The following is a 20058-nucleotide window of genomic DNA, read 5'->3' on the forward strand; positions in this document are numbered from 1 at the left end:
TTGCAGCTTGCAGCTTGTGGCTTGAAGCTAAAAGGAATCTTTTATGACCCAGAAATTCGACGTGGTAGTGATTGGCGCAGGCCCTGGCGGTTATGTAGCTGCTATTAAGGCTGCGCAACTCGGTCTGAGCACTGCCTGTATCGAGAAGTACACTGACGGCGAAGGCAAATTGGCCCTCGGCGGTACCTGCCTGAACGTGGGTTGCATTCCTTCCAAGGCACTGCTGGACAGCTCCTGGAAGTACAAGGAAGCCAAAGAAAGCTTTAACGTCCACGGTATCTCGACCGGCGAAGTCAAAATGGACGTCGCTGCGATGGTTGGCCGCAAGGCCGGCATCGTCAAGAACCTGACTGGCGGTGTTGCCACCCTGTTCAAGGCCAACGGCGTTACTTCGATCCAGGGCCACGGCAAACTGCTGGCTGGCAAGAAAGTCGAAGTCACCAAGGCTGACGGCACCACCGAAATCATCGAAGCCGAAAACGTGATCCTGGCGTCCGGTTCGCGTCCGATCGACATTCCGCCGGCTCCGGTCGACCAGAACGTCATCGTTGACTCCACCGGCGCCCTGGAATTCCAGGCCGTACCTAAGCGCCTGGGCGTTATCGGTGCTGGCGTCATCGGTCTGGAACTGGGTTCGGTCTGGGCTCGCCTGGGCGCAGAAGTGACTGTCCTGGAAGCCCTGGACACCTTCCTGATGGCTGCTGACGCTGCCGTCTCCAAGGAAGCCCTGAAGACCCTGACCAAGCAAGGTCTGGACATCAAGCTGGGCGCTCGCGTGACCGGCTCCAAGGTCAACGGCGCTGAAGTCGAAGTGACCTACACCGATGCCAACGGCGAGCAGAAGATCACCTTCGACAAGCTGATCGTTGCCGTCGGCCGTCGTCCAGTGACCACTGACCTGCTGGCTGCCGATAGCGGCGTGACCATCGACGAGCGTGGTTTCATCTTCGTCGATGATCATTGCGCGACCAGCGTTCCGGGCGTTTACGCCATTGGTGACGTGGTTCGTGGCATGATGCTGGCGCACAAAGCCTCGGAAGAGGGCATCATGGTTGTCGAGCGCATCAAAGGCCACAAAGCCCAGATGAACTACGACCTGATCCCGTCGGTTATCTACACCCATCCGGAAATTGCATGGGTCGGTAAAACCGAACAGACCTTGAAGGCTGAAGGCGTTGAGGTTAACGTGGGCACCTTCCCGTTCGCGGCCAGCGGCCGTGCGATGGCGGCCAACGACACCGGTGGTTTCGTCAAAGTCATCGCCGATGCCAAAACCGACCGCGTTCTGGGTGTACACGTGATTGGCCCATCGGCTGCCGAACTGGTGCAGCAGGGTGCAATCGCAATGGAATTCGGCACCAGCGCTGAAGACCTGGGCATGATGGTTTTCTCCCATCCGACCCTGTCCGAAGCGCTGCATGAAGCCGCACTGGCTGTGAATGGCGGTGCCATTCACGTAGCCAACCGTAAGAAGCGTTAAACAATAAGAAACCACGGCGGGTGGCCCGTCGTGAGTCTTGCGTGCATGACTCACCGCGGAAAGTCCGCCGGACTCGTACTCCCGGAGCATACCGGGGGAAAGCAGTCACAGGTGGCGCGGCACTCCCAGCGAGCGCAGCGCCGAAGCGCAGTACCTAACGAAGACGGTAAAAAGCATGAATCTTCACGAGTATCAGGGTAAGCAGCTGTTCGCTGAATACGGCCTGCCAGTTTCCAAGGGTTTCGCAGTCGACACCCCTGAAGCTGCAGCAGAAGCCTGCGAAAAAATCGGTGGCACCGAGTGGGTTGTAAAAGCTCAGGTTCACGCCGGTGGTCGCGGTAAAGCGGGCGGCGTCAAGCTGGTTCGCAGCAAAGAAGACGCCAAGGCGTTCGCTGCGCAGTGGTTGGGCAAGCGTCTGGTGACTTACCAGACTGACGCCAACGGTCAGCCAGTGACCAAGATCCTGGTCGAATCCTGCACTGACATCGCCAAAGAGCTTTACCTGGGCGCTGTAGTCGACCGTTCGAGCCGTCGTATCGTGTTCATGGCCTCCACCGAAGGTGGCGTGGACATCGAGAAAGTCGCTCACGACACTCCTGAGAAGATCATCAAGGCTACTATCGATCCACTGGTTGGCGCTCAGCCATTCCAAGGTCGTGAACTGGCGTTCCAGCTGGGTCTGGAAGGCAAGCAAGTTGCACAGTTCGCCAAGATTTTCGTCGGCCTGGCCAAGCTGTTCAAAGAACACGACCTGGCCCTGCTGGAAGTAAACCCGCTGGTCATCAAGGCCGACGGCGACCTGCACTGCCTCGATGCGAAAATCAACATCGACGCTAACGCCATGTACCGTCAGCCTAAGCTGAAAACCTTCCACGACCCGTCGCAGGACGATCCTCGTGAAGCCCACGCTGCCAGCTTCGAGCTGAACTACGTGGCCCTGGAAGGCAACATCGGCTGCATGGTCAACGGTGCTGGCCTGGCCATGGGTACCATGGACATCGTCAACCTGCACGGCGGCAAGCCAGCCAACTTCCTCGACGTAGGTGGTGGTGCTACCAAAGAGCGCGTTACCGAAGCCTTCAAGATCATTCTGTCCGACAGCAATGTCGCGGCCGTTCTGGTCAACATCTTCGGCGGCATCGTTCGCTGCGACATGATTGCCGAAGGCATCATCGGCGCTGTGAAAGAAGTCGGCGTGAAAGTGCCGGTTGTTGTTCGCCTGGAAGGTAACAACGCTGAACTGGGTGCTAAAGTTCTGGCAGAAAGCGGTTTGAACATCATTGCGGCAACCAGCCTGACCGACGCTGCTCAACAAGTTGTCAAAGCTGCGGAGGGCAAGTAATGAGCGTCCTGATCAATAAAGACACCAAAGTCATCTGCCAGGGCTTCACCGGCTCGCAAGGTACTTTCCACTCCGAACAAGCCATCGCCTACGGCACCAAGATGGTTGGCGGCGTGACTCCAGGCAAAGGCGGCACCACTCACCTGGGCCTGCCAGTGTTCAACACCGTTAAAGAAGCCGTTGCGGCTACCGGTGCTGACGCTTCGGTCATCTACGTTCCGGCTCCTTTCTGCAAAGACTCGATCCTGGAAGCTGCTTTCGGCGGCATCAAGCTGATCGTCTGCATCACCGAAGGCATTCCTACCCTGGACATGCTGGATGCCAAGGTCAAGTGCGACGAGCTGGGTGTTACCCTGATCGGCCCTAACTGCCCAGGCGTCATCACTCCGGGCGAGTGCAAGATCGGCATCATGCCAGGTCACATCCACTTGCCAGGCAAGGTCGGTATCGTTTCCCGTTCCGGCACCCTGACCTACGAAGCGGTCAAGCAGACCACTGACGCCGGTTTCGGTCAGTCCACCTGCGTTGGTATCGGCGGTGACCCGATCCCTGGCTCGAACTTCATCGACATCCTGAAGCTGTTCCAGGAAGACCCGAAGACCGAAGCGATCGTCATGATCGGTGAGATCGGCGGTTCCGCTGAAGAAGAAGCTGCTGCCTACATCAAGGCAAACGTGACCAAACCAGTTGTTTCCTACATCGCTGGTGTTACCGCTCCTGCGGGCAAGCGTATGGGTCACGCTGGCGCGATCATCTCCGGCGGCAAAGGCACTGCAGACGAGAAATTTGCTGCGCTGCAAGACGCCGGCGTGAAAACCGTGCGTTCGCTGGCAGACATCGGCAAGGCCCTGGCCGAGCTGACTGGCTGGGAAGTCAAGAAGTAATCAGCTGCCCAGTTAAAAAGAGGCCACCTTCGGGTGGCCTTTTTTTTTGCCTCGCAACAGCCAGTCGCCAATAGGTGTCACCCAGGCGACAAACTTATTTGCCGATAGGACACCTCGTCAGTCAATTGTGCGTAGCAGGTGCAACTTGGTTACACTGTGAGCACTTTTATGTCGGTGCCCCAAAAGGGCACGGGCATGCTTTAAAGGGTCTGTCTCATCCGGACGGGCTACATTTTCCCTCACCCCAGGGGAAATCCCTCTCTAAATCCCGATTTCAGAAGTGTGGTATTTCCTTAAATGAAAGTCTTGAAAGGCCAGGATGTCCTGGCGCTTGGTTTTATGACGTTCGCGTTATTCGTCGGTGCGGGCAACATTATTTTCCCGCCGATCGTCGGCCTGCAGTCCGGCCCCCACGTGTGGATGGCTGCACTGGGCTTTCTGATCACGGCCGTCGGCCTGCCGGTAATCACCGTCATCGCACTGGCCAAGGTCGGTGGTGGCATGGATGCGCTCAGCAGTCCGATCGGCAAGATTGCCGGTGGCTTGCTTGCGGCTGTCTGCTACCTGTCGGTAGGCCCGCTGTTCGCCACCCCGCGTACCGCGACGGTGTCCTTCGAAGTGGGCGTAGCGCCGCTGACCGGCGAAAGCCCGACTGCGCTGTTCATCTACAGTCTTGTGTACTTCGTGATCGTCCTGGCTGTGTCCATGTACCCGGGCAAGCTGCTGGACACCGTGGGTCGCTTCCTGGCGCCGCTGAAGATCATTGCCCTGGCGGCTTTGGGCATTGCTGCCTTCATGCTGCCAGCCGGCACCATCGGTGAAGCGCAGCCGGCCTATCAGGCTTCGGCGTTCTCGCAGGGCTTTATCAACGGTTACCTGACCATGGATACCCTGGGCGCACTGGTGTTCGGTATCGTTATCGTCAATGCGATCCGTTCCCGTGGCGTCGAGTCTCCGCGGCTGATTACCCGTTACGCCATCATTGCCGGCCTGATCGCCGGTGTGGGCCTGGCGCTGGTGTACATCAGCCTGTTCCGCCTGGGAGCGGGCAGCCATGACATCGCTGCAGGTGCAACCAATGGTGCGGCCGTTCTGCACGCTTACGTGCAGCACACCTTCGGTTCGCTGGGCAGTGGCTTCCTCGCCGTGCTCATCGCGCTGGCGTGCCTGGTGACTGCGGTGGGCCTGACCTGCGCCTGTGCCGAGTACTTCAGCCAGGTGTTGCCGTTGTCGTACCGTACCCTGGTGGTGATCCTCTGCGGTTTCTCGCTGCTGATCTCCAACCTGGGCCTGACCAAGCTGATCATGTTCTCGATTCCGGTGCTGACGGCCATCTATCCGCCGTGCATCGTGGTGGTGGGCCTGAGCTTCTGCAAAGACCTGTGGAACTCGCAGGTGCGCATCCTCGCGCCGGTCATGCTGGTATCGCTTCTGTTTGGCATGGTTGACGCCATCAAGGGCACCACCCTGGGCCACATGCTGCCAGGCTTCATGGCGCACCTGCCGCTGAGCGAGCAGGGCCTGGCGTGGCTGGTACCTTCGGTGGTCACCCTGGTCGCGGCGGTAATCTGTGACCGCATGCTGGGCAAGCCGCGCGAAGCGCTGGCGTAAGAATCAGCCCGGCACCCGGCGTCGGCCACAAGCCATAGCACGTCAGGCAGGGTAGATTCCAGGCCCCGTGTCCGAAAGGATGCGGGGCTTTTTCGTTTCTGCGGTGGCGACGTGTCTTTTTCTTCGGCAGAGCGTCGAAAGCCGGAATGCACAGGTTACTGTGCGCGAAACTCCCTATCAGGATCTTGCATGAGCTTCATTCAAAGTAATCTGATCCACCTGCTGGCGGTCTGCTGGTTTGTTATCTGCTGGGGCGGCTACACCCGCTACGCAACCTGGAAGGCACGGGACACCGCTTGCCTGGCCAGCGTGCTGCACCTGTACCGTGAAGACTGGATGCGCCGCCTGCTGATGCGCGACAACCGCATTGCCGATGCCAGCGTGGTCGGCAATCTTGAGCGCAACGCGTCGTTTTTCGCCTCCAGCACCCTGATTATCCTGGCCGGTATCCTTACGGTGCTGGGGGCGTCTGACCGTGCGGTGTCGCTGCTGGCGGACCTGCCGCTGGTTCAGCAGGCCACTCAGGGCATGTCGGAAATCAAGCTGCTGTGCCTGGCCACCGTATTTGTATATGCCTTTTTCACCTTCAGCTGGTGTATGCGCCAGTACAACTTTGCCGCCGTGCTGGTCGGTTCGGCGCCGATGGTCGGCGAGCGGCAAGTCAGTGAGCAGGAGCGCAAGGCCTTTGCCCAGCGTGCCGCGCGGGTGATTTCCATGGCCGCCAACCAGTTCAACTTCGGCTTGCGCTCTTATTACTTCGGCATGGCCATGCTGAGCTGGTTTATCAGCCCCTGGCTGTTCATGCTCATGAGTGCAGGTGTTGTCCTGGTGCTCTATCGCCGGGAGTTTCACTCCGATGTGCTGGATGTCATGGTGTATACCCAGACGGAGTCGTCGGCCGTGGATGCAAACAAAGAGACGGTTATTAACTGAATCGTTAAATCTTAAAGTTGTACGCATAAAAAAACCCGACATGTGTCGGGTTTTTTTATGCCAGTGTGCGTGCTTATTTAGCAGGCTCAGCTGGAGCGGTTTCTGGCGCCGGGGTGGCCGGTGCAGCTTCTTTAGCGGCCTCTTCAGCAGCTTTCTGTTGCGCTTCAGCACTGTCTTTGGCGGCTTCAGCGTTTTCTTTTGCAGCCTCGTTCACTTTATCCTGAGCTTCGTCCATTTTTTGTTGGGCGTTCTCGGTGTGTTGCGCGGCATCCTGAGCTTTGTCTTCGCTGGCTTTATCGCAAGCAGCGAGACCCAGGGCGGCGGCCAGCATTACGGCAAAAGCAAAAGGTTTACGCATGGGGTGTTTCTCCTTGTGGAAATAAGTTACTTGTTCCTTTGAGCTCAAGTAACGGACAGAAGTTCCGCCTACATTACAGATATATAACTGCCGGATCTATATAGACTTTTTTCTAGGCTTGTGCCTTGCCTGAACACCACAAGGGCGTTAGTGATATGAGTGAGAGTCCAATGCTGGCCATGGCCGAGCGATTTCTTGGCGCATTGCCTCATTGCCAGCTATTGCAAATGCGCGTTCATCATGCTGATGCCAAGGGTATGACCCTGGTATTGCCTTATTCGACGCAGATCATTGGTAATCCGCATACCGGTGCCATACATGGCGGCGCACTTACCACGTTGATGGACACCACCTGCGGCATGGCCACACTGTGCGCGTTGGCGGAGTTTGAAGTCTGCCCGACACTCGATCTGCGTATCGATTACATGCATTCGGCCAAGGCCGGGCTGGATATTTTTGGTTATGCCCAGTGCTACCGGGTTACCCGGGATGTGATCTTTACCCGTGGCATGGCCTATCAGGATGATCGCGAACAGCCGATTGCCCAGGTGGTCGGCACCTTCATGCGCCTGGGTAAAGGGGTCAAGGGCGGTCTGAATTTTGGCAATAGCCTCAAGGAGCGTAACCAATGATTCCGCCCGAAGTGCACCGGCAACTGCGCCAGGCCCATGCCGAAGGCAACTATCAGCCGCTCCTGCAGCTTATTCCCTATGCCGGGCTGATCGGGATTGAGTGCAAGCGTGACGGTGATGACCTGCTGTTCTCTCTCCCGGCCAGCAAGCACAATATTGGCAACCCGTTGCTGCCGGCCATACATGGCGGGGTGATTGCCGGGTTCATGGAGTTGTCGGCAGCGCTGTACCTGATGATTTTCAGTGAAAGTGCGACGGTTCCGAAAATCATCGACTTCTCCATCGATTACCTGCGTGCCGGGCACTTTCGCGACACCCATGCGCGCTGCCAGCTCTGGCGCCAGGGGCGGCGGGTGACCAACGTGGCGATTACCGCCTGGCAGGGCAGTGAGCAAGAGCCGATTGCCACGGCTCGCGCGCATTTCAAGATCGAAGAACTGCCGGTGCCCTTGAAATAGCCTCTCAAGCCCCCATCTGCTAGTCATCCCGCCGTGAAAGCAGGCTGCGTCGTAGACCCACCTGCCGAGCGAAAACTGCCATCAGATCGGAGTGTTGAAGACCATGAGTGTGGAAACTCAAAAAGAAACCCTGGGCTTCCAGACCGAGGTAAAGCAACTGCTGCACCTCATGATCCATTCCCTGTACTCGAACAAGGAAATCTTCCTTCGTGAACTGATTTCCAACGCTTCCGACGCTGTCGACAAGCTGCGTTTCGAGGCCCTGGCCAAACCTGAGTTGCTTGAAGGTGGCGCCGAGCTGAAAATTCGCGTCAGCTTCGATAAAGACGCCAACACCGTCACCCTCGAAGACAACGGCATCGGTATGAGCCGTGAGGACGTCATTACTCACCTGGGGACCATCGCCAAGTCCGGCACTGCCGACTTCATGAAGAACCTCACCGGTGACCAGAAGAAAGATTCGCACCTGATCGGCCAGTTCGGCGTGGGCTTCTACTCGGCTTTTATCGTCGCCGACAAGGTCGACGTATTCAGCCGTCGTGCCGGCGCTCCGGCTGCCGAAGGCGTGCACTGGTCGTCCAAGGGCGAAGGCGATTTCGAAGTCGCGACCGTCGACAAGGCAGACCGCGGTACCCGCATCGTTCTGCACCTGAAAAAGGGTGAAGAAGAATTTGCTGACGGTTGGCGCCTGCGCAACATCATCAAGAAATACTCCGACCATATTGCCCTGCCGATCGAGCTGCCAAAACAGGTCGAAGCTGCTGAAGGCGAAGAGAAGCCGGCCGAAGAATGGGAAACCGTCAACCGTGCCAGCGCGCTGTGGACCCGTCCGCGTACCGAAATCAAGGACGAGGAATACCAGGAGTTCTACAAGCACATCGGTCACGACTTCGAAAACCCGCTGGCCTGGAGCCACAACAAGGTCGAAGGCAAGCTTGAGTACAACTCGCTGCTGTACGTACCGGCACGTGCGCCATTCGACCTGTATCAGCGTGAAGCGCCGCGCGGCCTGAAGCTCTATGTTCAGCGCGTGTTCGTCATGGACCAGGCCGAGTCGTTCCTGCCGCTGTACCTGCGCTTTATCAAGGGTGTAGTCGACTCCAACGACCTGTCCTTGAACGTCTCTCGCGAAATTCTGCAGAAAGACCCGATCATCGATTCGATGAAGTCGGCGCTGACCAAGCGCGTACTGGACATGCTCGAGAAGCTGGCCAAGAACGAGCCTGAGCAGTACAAGGGCTTTTGGAAAAACTTCGGTCAGGTAATGAAGGAAGGCCCAGCCGAAGACTTCGCCAACAAAGAGAAGATTGCCGGTCTGCTGCGCTTTGCTTCCACCAGCGACGAAAGTGGTGAGCAGAGTGTATCCCTGGCCGACTACCTGGCGCGCGCCAAGGAAGGTCAGGACAAGATCTACTTCCTCACCGGCGAGTCGTACGCACAGGTCAAGAACAGCCCGCACCTGGAAGTCTTCCGCAAGAAAGGCATCGAAGTGCTGCTGCTGACCGACCGTATCGACGAGTGGCTGATGAGCTACCTGAGCGAATTCGACGGCAAGAACTTCGTCGACGTCGCCCGTGGTGACCTGGACCTGGGCAAGCTGGACTCTGAAGAGGACAAAAAGGCCCAGGAAGAAGTCGCCAAGGAAAAAGAAGGCCTGGTAGAGCGCCTGAAGGCCGCACTGGGTGAAAGCGTCAGCGAAGTGCGGGTATCGCACCGCCTGACCGACTCGCCAGCGATCCTCGCCATTGGTGAGCAGGACCTGGGCTTGCAGATGCGCCAGATCCTCGAAGCCAGCGGGCAGAAGGTGCCGGATTCCAAGCCGATCTTCGAGTTCAACCCTGGCCACCCACTGATCGAGAAACTGGACAACGAGCAGAGCGAAGACCGTTTCGCCGACTTCTCGCACATCCTCTTCGATCAGGCTGCACTGGCGGCAGGCGACAGCTTGAAAGACCCGGCGGCGTACGTTCGTCGCCTGAACAAGCTGCTGGTCGAATTGTCGGCTTAAGTAGAGTCAGGAAAGCCCGCTTCGGCGGGCTTTTTTCATGGTGCAAGGAGAGGACTGCATGAGCAAGGTTACCGTTGAGTCGCTGGTCTATCATGTTGCCGGCAAAGCCTATGAGAGTCGTTTGTTCTACACCCAGGGTGCCAAGGAGCAGCCAGGCTTGCTGATGGCGCCCAACTGGATGGGGGTCGGCGAAGGCGCCGAGCGTATTGCCAAGGATGTGGCCGCCCAGGGTTATGTGGTGCTGTTGGCCGATATTTACGGACAGACCCTGCGACCGTCCAACATGGACGAAGCAGGGGCTGCGATGATGCCGCTGAAGGATGACCGGGTTGAACTGCGCAAGCGCATGAAAGCTGCGCTGGACCAGTTGCTGGGGCAGTCGAAGGCAGTACTGGAGCCGGGCAAGCTGGGTGCGTTCGGCTTCTGCTTTGGTGGCTGCTGCGCCCTGGAGCTGGCGCGTGAGGACACTCGCCTGCAGGCGGCAGTGTCGTTCCACGGCACCCTTGATTCGCCGCTACCTGCCCAGGAAGGCAAGACCAAGGCGTCGATGCTGGTGTTGCATGGCGCGGCTGACCCGTTGGTGCCCAAGGAACAACTGCCGGCCTTCGAAGCCGAGATGGATGCCGCCAAGGTTGATTGGCAGTTGATCAGCTATGGCGGCGCGGTGCATTCGTTCACCGACACCGCAGCCAATATTCCCGGCAAGATGAAGTACGACGCAAAGACCGCCAAGCGCGCATTCCGGGCGATGTACAACTTGCTGGATGAAGTGTTCCAGCGCTAATCGGGCCCTATTGTAGGAGCGGAAAATCCGCTCCTACGGCAACTCGATCCGCTCGTTTTCCCCCGGTACCGTTGGCCAATCTCCAGCCGCCCAGCGCGCTCGCGCCTGGTCGATCAACGCCGGATCACTGGCAACGAAATTCCAGTTCATCCGCCGTGGCCCATCCAGTGGCGCGCCACCGAACAGTACCAGCTGGCACTCGCTGTCGGCATACAGGCTCAATTCCTCCCCGGCAGGCAGCACGACCAGGCTGTGGGGCTCGACAGCTTCGTTGTTGAGGCTGACTTCACCGTCCAGTACATAGAGCGCACGCTCGGCATGTTCGTTGGGGACGTTCAGCGTGGTGGCCGCCTGCATCCGCACCAAGGCATAAAGCGTCGGTGACAGCACCGGTACCGGCGATTGCAGGCAAAAGCCGTTGCCGGCGATCAGGCGGATGCTTACGCCGAGGTTATCGCTCACCGGCAGGCTGTCAGCCGGGTGATGGCTGTAGTGGCTGTCGCCTTGTTCGGCGTCCTTGGGTGAAGCCAGCCAGACTTGCAGCCCATGCAGCCGCGAGCCGCTGGCCAACAGGTCGGCTGGGGTTCGTTCGACATGCGCGACACCGCGTCCGGCGGTCATCCAGCTGACGTCTCCAGGCTTTACCCGTTGATCGGAACCCAGGCTGTCCTTGTGCAACAGCTCACCTTCAAGCAGGTAGGTGAGGGTGGACAGGCCGATGTGCGGGTGCTGGCGAATATTCACGCCGTTGCCGGCGGCATAGTCGGTTTCCAGCATGTGATCGAAGAACACGAATGGTCCGACACTGCGGCATTGTGCTGAGGGCAGCGGGCGCAGTATCGGTTGGCCCTCGACAGATTCTGCGCGAGGGCGGATGACCAGTGGATTGCTCACGGTGGGCTCCAGGCCTGGGATGAATGCCTTGAGCATAACCTGTTACAGGTTTGGCCTGAACTGCGTCGCCCCCTGGCCGGTCTACCCTGTCTGAATCGCCAGGAAGGAGTATCCCATGTTGGCCAGGCAGCTGGGCTGGATCGTGTTGATGGGCCTGACCCTGCAAAGCGTGCAGGCGCGTGAGTACCGCTACAGCGATGCACACCTGCACTATGTGGACTTCTTTCAGGAAAGCGAGGGCATGCAGGCGCTACTCAAGGCGATGGATGCAGCGCGCATTGACCAGTCGATGATTTCCGGCATCCCGGTCGCGAAGAAGTGGCACGAGGACGAACCCAAGCGCCCACGCTACTACGCCGGCGATGACGCCGACGCGTATTGGTACAGCGCCACTGATGTGTACATCGCGGCGGCCCTGGAAAAGCTCGAGCCTGCGCAACGCCAGCGCTTTCACCCGTTCCTGACCGGCTTCAACCCGGTCGACAAGAATGCCGTGAGCCATATCGAGCGCATGCTCGAACTGTATCCCGGGCTCTGGCAGGGCATTGGCGAGGTGTTCACCCGGCATGACGACCTCACGGCCCTGACCACTGGCGACACGCCACGGGCCAATAACGAAGCCATGACCCGCATCTATCACCTGGCTGCCGAGCAAGACCTGCCAGTGCTGATCCACTCCAACATCACCTCCAAGCGCGAGCGCAATCCGTTGTACCTGGCTGAAATCGAAACACCGCTGCGCAACCATCCGCATACGCGTTTCATCTGGGCCCATGCCGGGACCAGCATGGAAATCCACCGGCACCAGGTTCAACTGGATTTCTTGCTGCCAACGCTGACGCGCCTGCTTGAGGATTATCCCAACCTGTACATCGACCTGTCCTGGAGCGTGCTGCAGCCGTACCTGACGGACGAGCAGGGCAAACCCAGGGCGCAGTGGCTGGCCCTGATCGAACGCTTCCCCACGCGCTTCATGCTCGGTTCTGATGTGGTCGGTCGTTTCGACAATCTGGGCGAGCAGTTGCAGGGGTTCGATGCGTTTCTTGATGCCTTGCCGGCGGATGTTGCGCAGCAGGTTGCCCGCGACAACTTCCTGGCCGTTCTGCCCAAGGTGCGGCAATGACAGGACTGTCATCAGCCTGTCATGCCAACGTCATAGCCTGCCGCCATCAATCGAGATGGAGTGCGCCATGTTTTTCAGTCGTTTCAGTGCAGTGTGCGGGCTTGTGCTGGTCAGTGGCCTGGCCGGTGCCGAGGTTCGGGTCGACGGCCCGGTCGAGTACGGTCTGTTCGAGACGCGTCACGAGAACTTCCAGCCGGGCGAGCGGGTGCTGACCCAAAGCAACCAGACCCTCAAGCACACCGAGGAGATCCCGGCACGCCTGGGCAGCAAGTTCGGTATGCGCTATCGCCTGCAAGGCAAGGTGGCGGAAGACACGCCACTGACCCTGCTGTACCTCACGCCGGGCGTGCAGACGCCGGATGGCAAGCGTCATGACAAGTTCGAAGTAGTGCAGAAGCTGGTGCCTGGCGCGGCACAAGACGTGATGGCGTTCGAGTTCACCGAAAACCACGAAGTGGTGCCGGGGCAATGGCACTTCATGGTATTCCAGGGCGATCGTTTGCTCGCCGAGCAGCGCTTTACGGTGCGCTGAGCCGGGCGCATTTGCCGCATACAAAAACGCCCCGAACCAGTCGGGGCGTTTTTATTGCAAGGGCCTAGCCCTTACTTGCCAGCCCAGCGCTTGAGCACCAGGGTGGCGTTGGTGCCGCCGAAACCGAAGCTGTTGCTCATCACGGTATCGATCTTGGCGTTTTCGCGGGTTTGCAGCAGAACTGGCAGGTCGGCCACTTCCGGGTCCAGCTCGTCGATGTTGGCGGAACCGGCAATGAAGTTGCCTTCCATCATCAGCATGCAGTAGATCGCTTCGTGAACGCCGGCAGCGCCCAGGGAGTGACCCGACAGGCTCTTGGTCGAGCTGATGGCAGGTGCCTTGTCGCCGAACACTTCACGTACACCTTTCATCTCGGCAACGTCGCCGACCGGAGTCGAAGTGCCGTGGGTGTTCAGGTAGTCGATCGGGGTGTCGACGGTGGACAGCGCCTGCTGCATGCAGCGGATGGCACCTTCGCCACTTGGGGCAACCATGTCGTAGCCGTCGGAGGTCGCGCCGTAGCCGACGATTTCAGCGTAGATTTTCGCGCCACGGGCCAGAGCGTGCTCCAGCTCTTCGACCACGACCATGCCACCACCGCCAGCGATGACGAAACCGTCACGGTCGGCGTCGTAGGCACGGGAGGCTTTTTCCGGGGTGTCGTTGCGCTTGCTGGACAGGGCGCCCATGGCGTCGAACAGGAACGACTGGCTCCAGTGCTCTTCTTCACCGCCACCGGCGAAGACGATGTCCTGCTTGCCCATCTGGATCTGTTCCATCGCGGTGCCGATGCAGTGTGCGCTGGTGGCACAGGCGGAGGCGATGGAGTAGTTCAGGCCCTTGATCTTGAACGGCGTGGCCAGGCATGCAGAAACGGTGCTGCTCATGGTCCGGGTAACGCGGTACGGGCCGACGCGCTTGACGCCTTTTTCGCGCAGGATGTCCAGCGCTTCCATCTGGTTCAGGGTCGATGCGCCGCCGGAACCTGCAATCAGGCCGGTGCGCGGGTTCGACACTTGCTCTTCGGTCAGGCCCGAGTCCTTGATCGCGTCGGCCATTGCCAGGTAGGCGTAGGCAGCTGCGTGACCAACGAAACGGTAGATCTTGCGATCGATCAGTTCTTCAAGGTTGAGGTCAATGGAGCCGGAAACCTGGCTACGCAGACCCATTTCGGCATATTCCGGGTTGAATCGGATGCCAGGGCGGCTTGCACGCAGGTTGGCGGAGACGGTCTCTTTGTCATTGCCCAGGCACGAAACGATGCCCAGACCAGTGATAACGACGCGGCGCATGCGGATAACCCTTAGAAATTGTCAGTGGAGGTGAATACGCCGACCCGGAGGCCTTCGGCGGTGTAGATCTCGCGACCGTCGACACTGACCGAACCATCGGCGATAGCCATGTTCAGCTTGCCCTTCAGGACGCGCTTGATATGGATGTTGTAGGTAACTTTCTTGGCGGTCGGCAGTACCTGGCCAAAGAATTTGACCTCGCCCGAACCCAGGGCGCGACCGCGACCTGGCAGGCCTTGCCAGCCCAGGAAGAAGCCAACCAGTTGCCACATGGCGTCAAGGCCCAGGCAGCCCGGCATCACCGGATCACCCTCGAAGTGGCAAGCGAAGAACCACAGGTCCGGGGTGATATCCAGCTCGGCGACCAATTCACCTTTGCCGTACTTGCCACCCTCGGCGCTGATATGGGTGATGCGATCCACCATCAGCATGTTCGGGGCGGGCAGTTGCGCGTTACCTGGGCCGAACAGCTCACCGCGACTGCAGCGCAGCAGGTCTTCCCGAGTAAAGGCGTTTTGTTTGGTCATGCGAGCTCCTCAATAGTCCCCGTGTGGCAGGGGGCAAACTTCCCGGCCGACCCAGAGCGCGTGTGCTTGGGGCGGCAGCCTACACATAGACTATTGCGTTGTAGTGAAAGTCACAGCGCACGGGGCAAAGAAGTACACTTGTGCACTGAAATTTTATTTTCAGGCCTTTCGAGCGACCTGTCCAGCCTCTTAGACTGCCGCAATTTCAGATTAATCGCCAGTCGCAGTGGACTGATCGGGCAGCCAACGCTGCAGAATTTGCTGCAGGTCAGTGCGTTTGAACGGCTTGGCGAGGTAATCATCCATTCCGGCGTTCAGGCAGCGCTCGCGATCGCCCTGCAGGGCATTGGCCGTGAGCGCGATGATCGGCATGGCTTCGGCCTGGGGCAGTTGGCGGATACGCCGGGTGGCTTCGTAGCCGTCGATGATCGGTAAGCGGCAATCCATCAACGTGACCGCAAAGCGCTGGCGGGCGACCTGCGCGATGGCCTGGGCACCGTCCACGGCGATCTGCACTTCAAAGCCCAGGCTGCGCAGCATGGCTTCGATCACGGTCTGGTTTACCGGGTTGTCTTCGACCAGCAGGATCCGCCGGCCCTGGCCCTCTTCCTCGCGCTCGATGTGCTGGCTGGGGAGCCGGGGCGTTTGCTGCAGTGACAGCGCCAAGGGCATTTCCAGGGTGAAGGTCGAACCTTCGCCTTCACGGCTTTCGCCACGCAATGTGCCGCCCATCCGTTCCGCCAGGTTACGAGCGATCGACAGGCCCAGGCCAGTACCGCCGTAGCGCCGGGAAATGGAACTGTCCGCCTGCTGGAAGGCCACGAACATCATTTCCAGGCGCTCGTTGTCGATACCGATCCCGGTGTCGTGCACCGCACAGGTAAACCACAGCAATTGGCGATCGAGCACCTGCCAGCGCGGCTCGATACGCACGCTGCCCTGTTCGGTGAACTTCAAGGCATTGCCGACCAGGTTGAGGAGGATCTGCCGGATGCGTGTCGGGTCGCCGACCACCTGCAACTGCTCCATGCCCGGTGGCAACTGCAGCAGCAGGCTCAAGCCGCGTTGCGTAGCCAGGTGCTGGAAGGACTGTACGCAACTGCCGATCAGTTCGCCCAGGTTAAAGTCGATATGTTCCAGTTCAAGCTGGGTGCGCTCGATGCGGGAGAAGTCGAGAATGTCGTTGATGACCTTGAGCAGGTGACCGGTCGACTCGCTGGCGACCTCGGTGTATTCGGCCTGTTCCTCGCTCAAGGGTGTGGTTTCCAAAAGCTGCAGCATTCCCAGTACGCCGTTCATGGGCGTACGCAGCTCGTGGCTCATCATGGCTAGGAAGTCGGATTTGGCCCGGTTGGCCTGCTCGGCCTCTTCACGGGCCTGGATCAATTGCGACATGGCCTGTTGCTGCTCATGGCTGGCCTGGGCCAGGGCACGAGCAAGGTTGTTGATGTGGCGGGCCAGGTGCCCCAGCTCACTGTCGTCGACCACCGGTAGCGGAGCATTGAAATCCCCTTGCTGGATCGCCTTGACCGCATGGCCCATGTCACTGATCGGCTTGGCCAGGCTGCGGGCCAGGCGTCGCGCCAGTAGAAAGGTGAAGATCAGCGCGAACAGCGCGAGTATCGCCGCCTTGATCACAATTTCCTGCTGACGCTCGCTGAAGGCATCGTTGGACATGCCGACGATGACCCGACCCAGGTAATCGTCGCCGATGTTCTTCAAGGATTGGCCGCCGCTGTGCAGAAAGTCGTTGTCCAGGCGAATCTGCTGCAGGCGGATGGGCGCCTGGAAGACTTCTACCTGTTGTGCGCGGTTGTCGTGTTCATCCGGTTGTTCGACGTACACCAGAATGTGGTTGCTGCTGTCCTGAACCTCGAGAAAGCGCACATGGGGAATGCTCAAGGTAGCGCGCATCAGGCTTTCGAGTACTTCGTCGTTGCCAGCGATGACGCCGTATTCCGATGCCGGTGCCAACTGGTTGGCGATCAGTTGGCCGGTGTGATTGAGCTCCTGGCGCAGGTCCTGGATCCGCACGAAGGTAAAGAAGCTGATCAGCAGCAGCGTCAGCAGCAGGGCCGGTCCCAGGCTGATGATCTGCGTGCGGGTGTGGATGTCCCAGCTCAGACGACGCCTCATGGTCTGCGTTCTCCTTCGGCCAAGGCCAGGGCGGCGCCTTCGGTGTCGATGGCGTCGATACCCAGCGCACGGGCAACCTGCTGGTTGCCGACAACACTGAAATGCTCCGGGTACAGGGCGCGCGGCCATCTGCCGGGTGGTTGGTCAAGTAGCCGGTCGAGTACCGCCAGCCAATCCTCCTGGTTGCTCAGGGTGCTGGCCAGGGCGCCGGCACGGACAAAGCCTGCGGTGGGGCCAATCAGCGCTATCTGTTGACCATAGCTGCTGAGCAGAAGGTTTTTGGCTGTTTTGGCGTTGAACAGCTGTGGGTCGTCGAGGCCCAGCAGCACGTCGCTGTTTTGCAGCAGGGTTTGCAAGGGGCGGTTGTCGCGTAGGTCAGGCCAGGCCGCGGCAACGATTTCGAGGCCCATGGGCTTGGCGGCGCGGCGCAGGTCCTCAAGGAGAAAATGGCTGTGTTCGGCATAGAGCACGCCAACCCGGCGAGCCTCGGGCAGCAGGTAGCGGGTCAGGCGCAACTGGCGATCCAGCGGCGGATCGCTCCACAACAGGCTCAAATAGGCCGGACGCAATTTGCCCAGACGTTTTTCGGCCTGGACCCGGCTGATGCGCATCGCCAGCGCCGGGGGGCCTGCCGTTTCGCTCAGGCGCCATTCCAGGCTGCTGCTGTCGAGCAGGATCAGGCGCACAGCCGGATTCAACCGGGACGGGCGGGCCAGCTCGCTGACGGGGACGAAGTGCACCTTGTCGGCTGGCCGGCGTTCACGCAGGGCCTGGACGAACTGTTCGACGCCCGGGCTGGCGCGCTGGCCGGTGAGCAGGATCTCACTGGCCGACAGCACGCCCAGTGGCCATAAACAGACCAGCAACAACCAGCGCCGCAGCCCGCGCATCAGAATTCCAGCTCCGCACTGACGTACATGACATGACGGCTGTCGTAATTGTTGTTGGCGAAGGTGGTGGGCTCGTCGTCCAGGCGTTGCTGCACGGTGCCGGCCACTTCAAGTTGCGTGCTGTCCCAGCGAAAGCGCTTGGCCACTCGCAGGTCGACTCGCTCGAAGCGGTACTGGTTGAGCTCATCGTCGCCGTAATAGAAGAGGGCGCTTGACCAGCCGTGCCCCCAATCGCGCAGCCAGCCGGCGGAACCGCTGTTGTGTGCACTCATGCGGCGGTCATCGGGATTGCTGGCCCAGGCATTGACCAGTGCATAGGTCAGGCGCAGGCGATCGGCAGGGGTGACCCGCCAGTCCAGTTGCGCTTCGCTGCCGCTGAAGCGGGCCTTGTTGCTGTTGCTGGCGATGTACTGGTTGTTGCGCAGCGGCTCGCTGACCATGCCGGTGATTTCGTCGTAGAACAACTTGAGGTCGACGCTGAGGTCGGCGTCGGCGAAGTAACCGTTATAGCCCAGTTCGCGCGAACGCATCCGTTCTTGTTCGAGGTTGCCCGGTCCACGGGTCTTGACGAAATACTGAGCGCTGCGCTTGCCGAAAGCGCCTGGGGTCAGGTTGTTGACCCGGTAACTCCAGTTGACGTTGTTTTCAAACATGTCCGGTGAGCGCACCGCTTCAGAATACACGGCGCGCAGGCCGTGGCGCGGGGTGATCAGGTAGTTCACTGCCAGGCGTGGCGTGAGGGAGCTGCCCGAGAGGCTGGCGTCTTCGTACATCGCGCCACCCTGGACGATCCAGTGCTCGTCCACACGCCACTCAAGATGACCGAAAAGGCGCCAGGTGCTGTCGTCCAGGCTGCCGTTGAAAAATGTCTGCGAGTCGGCGCGGTCATAACGGTAGTTGGCACCGCTGACCAGGCGCAGGTTGTCGGACAGGCTCAGGGTGTCCTGTAGCTCCAGGTCGTAGCGGGTTTCCCGGGTGCTCTGGTCGATGTCGCCACAGACCTGGCGCGAGGCGCCATTGCGCCATTGCAACTGGGCCTGGCGGCCCAGTGCCTGCTCTTGGGCAGACCCCGGGGGCAGCGGCGAGAGAATGTGACGCGCGACTTGCTCGGCGTAATTCGGATTGAGCTGCCAGAGTTGCGTGAGCTCGGGGCTGAACGACAAGGCGGCGTCGCAGGCGCGCCACACTTGCTGGCGATCCCAGTGTTGGGCCGAGCCTTGCAGGTACAGTCGGTGTTCCGGGCTCAAGTCGATGTTCCAGCGCACAGAGCCTGCGTAATCCTTGGCGTTGGCGTCGGAGTTGTCGCCATTGGCGGTCACCCCATAGAACACCGGTTTGTAGGTGTAGGGGCGCTGGTCACTGCCTTCTTTGGCGGCGAACTGCCAATCCAGGCTCTGGTTGCTTGCCAGGGTGTGGCTGGCACTGAGATTCAGGCGGTTGAGGCGGCGGCTGTCGCGGTAGTCCTGGCCCAGACGGTCCTCATCGAAGCCATCATCCGCCATGCCCGAGAGCGACAGGCGCAGGTCGCCACCCTCCCAGTGACTGCTCTGGCTGGCATACCAGTCATTGATGCCGCGCTGGCCGCGGGTGAGCTTCAGGCGGGTGCCGTTGCTGTCGGCCGGCTTGCGGGTGAGGATGTTGACTACGGCCATCAGCGCGTTGGCACCGTAACTGACGGTGTTGGGGCCGCGGAACACCTCGATGCGTTCGATGTCCTCCATCGCCAGTGGAACATCGCTCCAGTCCACCGTGGCCAGCCCGGCGCGGTATATCGAGCGTCCGTCGATCAGCACTTGCATGCGCCTGGCGTCGTTGACGTTGCTGCCGTGGTAGTTGACCGAAGGCTGGTTGCCGGCGCCGTAGCCAATCATCATCCCGGGCACCAGGCGTAACAGTTCGGGGATGTCGCGGGCGCCGCTGGCGCGAATCAGTGCGCTGTCGAGCACGGTCATGCTGCCAGGCACAGCCGCAGGCGACTGCTTGAGACGGGTTGCGGTGAGCACCTGGGGCACGTCCTGGCTGTCGACGAACAGATCGTCGGCCAGCACTGGGCCGCCCAACAGGGCAGTCAATAGAACGAGAGGTCGAGGAGGAGGGCCAAATGACACGGCGCGGCCTTGGTGTGAAGTTCAATTGGGTTCAAGCCGCGCATGTTAACCGAGTGGCCAGCATTT

Annotated in this window: 18 protein-coding genes; 11 read left to right on the top strand and 7 right to left on the bottom strand. The window is 60.0% G+C overall.

Annotation, left to right across the window (positions count from 1 at the left end):
• The first annotated feature begins 43 nt into the window (after positions 1-43).
• From lpdA to DM813_RS16655, 5 genes are all read left to right on the top strand, one after another.
• Positions 44-1480, top strand: a complete 1437-nt coding sequence (gene lpdA, locus DM813_RS16635; RefSeq protein ID WP_128324481.1) for a dihydrolipoyl dehydrogenase — start codon at positions 44-46, stop codon at positions 1478-1480.
• Between the two features lie 175 nt (positions 1481-1655).
• The gene (gene sucC, locus DM813_RS16640; RefSeq protein WP_038613110.1) at positions 1656-2822 is read left to right on the top strand and encodes an ADP-forming succinate--CoA ligase subunit beta; all 1167 of its coding nucleotides are present in this window, start codon (positions 1656-1658) and stop codon (positions 2820-2822) included.
• Positions 2822-3706 (top strand): succinate--CoA ligase subunit alpha, encoded by an 885-nt coding sequence (sucD, locus tag DM813_RS16645; protein ID WP_038613108.1) that lies wholly within the window; start codon positions 2822-2824, stop codon positions 3704-3706. Before sucC ends, sucD begins: the two co-directional genes overlap by 1 nt.
• Before the next feature lie 297 nt (positions 3707-4003).
• Positions 4004-5317, top strand: a complete 1314-nt coding sequence (gene brnQ, locus DM813_RS16650; RefSeq protein WP_128324482.1) for a branched-chain amino acid transport system II carrier protein — start codon at positions 4004-4006, stop codon at positions 5315-5317.
• 189 nt (positions 5318-5506) lie between these two features.
• Positions 5507-6250 carry a DUF599 domain-containing protein gene (locus tag DM813_RS16655; RefSeq protein WP_128324483.1) on the top strand — a complete coding sequence of 248 codons (744 nt, stop codon included), beginning with the start codon at positions 5507-5509 and terminating at the stop codon, positions 6248-6250.
• A gap of 73 nt (positions 6251-6323) precedes the next feature.
• Here DM813_RS16655 and DM813_RS16660 read toward each other — a convergent pair whose 3' ends face one another.
• Positions 6324-6608, bottom strand: coding sequence for a hypothetical protein (locus DM813_RS16660; RefSeq protein ID WP_128324484.1), 285 nt, complete (start codon positions 6606-6608; stop codon positions 6324-6326).
• A 155-nt stretch (positions 6609-6763) separates the two neighbouring features.
• Between DM813_RS16660 and DM813_RS16665 the strand changes: the two genes are divergently transcribed.
• The 4 genes from DM813_RS16665 (at position 6764) to DM813_RS16680 (ending at position 10490) form a co-directional block, all read left to right on the top strand.
• Complete coding sequence (locus DM813_RS16665; RefSeq protein WP_128324485.1) at positions 6764-7240, top strand: PaaI family thioesterase; 477 nt, start codon at positions 6764-6766, stop codon at positions 7238-7240.
• Entirely contained in the window at positions 7237-7698 is a 462-nt protein-coding gene (locus DM813_RS16670; protein WP_128324486.1) for a PaaI family thioesterase, read from the top strand. The genes DM813_RS16665 and DM813_RS16670 overlap by 4 nt, the downstream gene beginning before the upstream one ends.
• A 103-nt stretch (positions 7699-7801) precedes the next feature.
• The gene (htpG, locus tag DM813_RS16675; RefSeq protein WP_128324487.1) at positions 7802-9706 is read left to right on the top strand and encodes a molecular chaperone HtpG; all 1905 of its coding nucleotides are present in this window, start codon (positions 7802-7804) and stop codon (positions 9704-9706) included.
• A gap of 58 nt (positions 9707-9764) precedes the next feature.
• Positions 9765-10490: a dienelactone hydrolase family protein gene (locus DM813_RS16680; protein ID WP_128324488.1), complete on the top strand. Its 726-nt coding sequence runs from the start codon at positions 9765-9767 to the stop codon at positions 10488-10490.
• 33 nt (positions 10491-10523) lie between these two features.
• Here the strand turns inward: DM813_RS16680 and DM813_RS16685 are convergent, their stop codons facing one another.
• Positions 10524-11384: a pirin family protein gene (locus DM813_RS16685; protein WP_128324489.1), complete on the bottom strand. Its 861-nt coding sequence runs from the start codon at positions 11382-11384 to the stop codon at positions 10524-10526.
• 115 nt (positions 11385-11499) lie between these two features.
• Between DM813_RS16685 and DM813_RS16690 the strand changes: the two genes are divergently transcribed.
• Together DM813_RS16690 and DM813_RS16695 are read left to right on the top strand one after the other, a co-directional pair.
• Positions 11500-12507, top strand: a complete 1008-nt coding sequence (locus DM813_RS16690; RefSeq protein WP_128324490.1) for an amidohydrolase family protein — start codon at positions 11500-11502, stop codon at positions 12505-12507.
• 67 nt (positions 12508-12574) lie between these two features.
• Positions 12575-13039 carry a DUF3859 domain-containing protein gene (locus DM813_RS16695; RefSeq protein ID WP_128324491.1) on the top strand — a complete coding sequence of 155 codons (465 nt, stop codon included), beginning with the start codon at positions 12575-12577 and terminating at the stop codon, positions 13037-13039.
• A 71-nt stretch (positions 13040-13110) separates the two neighbouring features.
• Here the strand turns inward: DM813_RS16695 and fabB are convergent, their stop codons facing one another.
• The 5 genes from fabB to DM813_RS16720 form a co-directional block, all read right to left on the bottom strand.
• A complete protein-coding gene (gene fabB, locus DM813_RS16700) occupies positions 13111-14331 on the bottom strand; it encodes a beta-ketoacyl-ACP synthase I (protein ID WP_128324492.1) in 1221 nt (406 codons plus the stop codon).
• A gap of 11 nt (positions 14332-14342) precedes the next feature.
• Complete coding sequence (gene fabA, locus DM813_RS16705) at positions 14343-14858, bottom strand: 3-hydroxyacyl-[acyl-carrier-protein] dehydratase FabA (protein ID WP_128324493.1); 516 nt, start codon at positions 14856-14858, stop codon at positions 14343-14345.
• A gap of 210 nt (positions 14859-15068) precedes the next feature.
• Entirely contained in the window at positions 15069-16994 is a 1926-nt protein-coding gene (locus DM813_RS16710; RefSeq protein WP_128324494.1) for an ATP-binding protein, read from the bottom strand.
• Positions 16991-17884 carry an ABC transporter substrate-binding protein gene (locus DM813_RS16715; protein ID WP_128324495.1) on the bottom strand — a complete coding sequence of 298 codons (894 nt, stop codon included), beginning with the start codon at positions 17882-17884 and terminating at the stop codon, positions 16991-16993. The genes DM813_RS16710 and DM813_RS16715 overlap by 4 nt, the downstream gene beginning before the upstream one ends.
• Entirely contained in the window at positions 17884-19992 is a 2109-nt protein-coding gene (locus DM813_RS16720; protein ID WP_128324496.1) for a TonB-dependent receptor plug domain-containing protein, read from the bottom strand. The genes DM813_RS16715 and DM813_RS16720 overlap by 1 nt, the downstream gene beginning before the upstream one ends.
• Positions 19993-20058: the final 66 nt, after the last annotated feature.

The organism is Pseudomonas alkylphenolica (assembly GCF_004025535.1).
GTDB lineage: Bacteria > Pseudomonadota > Gammaproteobacteria > Pseudomonadales > Pseudomonadaceae > Aquipseudomonas > Aquipseudomonas alkylphenolica_A.